The following is a 1,102-nucleotide window of genomic DNA, read 5'->3' on the forward strand; positions in this document are numbered from 1 at the left end:
GTCTGTATTCATCATTCTGCCAGGCGCAATCCTTGCTCTGACAACCTGATAATACCAACCATCGCTTATTGTTTAAGGCTCCACGTTGTGGGGCCTTTTTTGTATCTGTAATCATGATGCAAAAATGAGAGCTGATGTAACTCCGATTGAGACTGAGAAATATTTGTTGTTCAAACCAAACACTCAATGATAATTTGGCTCCACCTCTTTCAATACAATCACCGTTAGTCAAAAGTACAGAGACGGTCATATACACAATGGATAACGGCTCTTGCCTCCCATAGTTGTCTTCGATGACTGACAGGTACTCTGCGCTTAGTTGAAAAGGTCTTACCTTCACATGGAGTTGAACGACATGGCTCAGTTTAATGAACCAATTTCTAGCCAGCTATTAGCAATAGATGAAAACCTCACTCAGTTAGTCACTGATATTGATATTCTTAGCAGCGTAAACCCGCTTAATTACGCCCAAGAGCGAGAAAGGTTCATCAGTAATAAGTACTCGCAAGAACCTAACTTTCAGTACCAGAAAGCGCCTCTTGACACTCATCAGTCAAAACGCCGTTTGTACGAATTGCCTTTGGAACACATCGAAGATGCTCAGTTACAAAAGCTTTATGAGGATGTCATTCAGTCTTACGCCGACAAACTTGATCAAGTCAACACCATAGGTACGCAAGAGTTCCTATACAACTCTCTGCGCTATTACGGTGAACCAAGTGCGAAAGACATTGCTAACGCACATTTCATTTTGCATCTGCCGACAGAAGAAGAAAGCAAACCAGAGCATGATAGCCGCTCCATTGCTCATTTCATGCAAAGCTTCGCCGATAAAAATGGGTATGAATGTGAAATTCAAATCTTAGATGGCATGCTAGCAAACGCTTTGGTGTCAGGCTCTCGAGTGAAGATTAACAGCGCTGCGCACATCACAACTGACGAGCTTGAAGCACTCGCACACCACGAGATGGGCGTGCATTTGCTAACTACGCTTAATGGCCGTCAACAGCCACTTAAAGTGCTTAGTTTAGGTTGCCCTGCCAATACCAATACGCAGGAAGGGTTGGCAATTTTGTGTGAGTACCTCTCTGGACACTTCAGT

Annotated in this window: 2 protein-coding genes; one reads left to right on the forward strand and one right to left on the reverse strand. The window is 43.6% G+C overall.

The window, feature by feature from the left end; translation table 11 throughout:
• Positions 1-250: hypothetical protein (locus R8N47_RS23640; protein ID WP_318185905.1), on the reverse strand; the 250-nt coding region annotated here is incomplete at its 3' end.
• A gap of 105 nt (positions 251-355) precedes the next feature.
• On the opposite strand from R8N47_RS23640, the gene R8N47_RS23645 reads away from it, so the two are divergent.
• Positions 356-1,102: tyrosine/phenylalanine carboxypeptidase domain-containing protein (locus tag R8N47_RS23645; protein ID WP_412034476.1), on the forward strand; the 747-nt coding region annotated here is incomplete at its 3' end.

The organism is Vibrio sp. 2132-1 (genome assembly GCF_033344315.1).